Source organism: Bradyrhizobium sp. NAS96.2, from assembly GCF_001908235.1.
GTDB lineage: Bacteria > Pseudomonadota > Alphaproteobacteria > Rhizobiales > Xanthobacteraceae > Bradyrhizobium.
In genome coordinates this window covers 1-683 of record NZ_LGHK01000394.1, presented here as the reverse complement: position 1 = coordinate 683, position 683 = coordinate 1, and the positions used below count along the sequence as shown (strand labels likewise).

Genomic DNA, 683 nt, shown 5'->3' with positions numbered 1-683 from the left:
GCGAGATCCTTCAGCTGAAGGAAACGCTCAATACGATGGTCGACCAGCTCAACGCCTTCGCCTCGGAAGTGACGCGCGTGGCGCGCGAGGTCGGCACCGAAGGCAAGCTCGGCGGCCAGGCCAACGTGCTCGGCGTCGCCGGCACCTGGAAGGACCTGACCGACAACGTCAACTTCATGGCGTCGAACCTGACCGCGCAGGTCCGCAACATCGCCGGCGTCACGACAGCGGTTGCCAATGGCGACCTGTCGAAGAAGATCACGGTGGACGTGCGCGGCGAGATCCTCGAGCTGAAGGACACCATCAACACGATGGTGGACCAGCTCAATGCCTTCGCCGGCGAAGTCACGCGCGTGGCGCGCGAGGTTGGCACCGAAGGCAAGCTCGGCGGCCAGGCTGAGGTGCGCGGCGTCGCCGGTACGTGGAAAGACCTGACCGACAGCGTCAACTCGATGGCCTCGAACCTGACGGCGCAAGTCCGCAACATCGCGGAGGTCGCGACCGCGGTTGCGAAGGGCGACCTGTCGAAGAAGATCACGGTGAATGTGTCCGGCGAAATCCTTCAGCTGAAGGAGACGCTCAACACAATGGTGGACCAGCTCAACGCCTTCGCCGGCGAAGTGACGCGCGTGGCGCGCGAGGTCGGCACCGACGGCAAGCTCGGCGGCCAGGCCGAGGTGCCG

1 protein-coding gene is annotated in these 683 nt (G+C 65.4%); it reads left to right on the top strand.

Annotation, left to right across the window (positions count from 1 at the left end):
- A partial coding sequence (locus tag AC628_RS41515) for a HAMP domain-containing protein (protein WP_143202112.1) occupies positions 1-683 on the top strand: 683 nt, incomplete at both ends.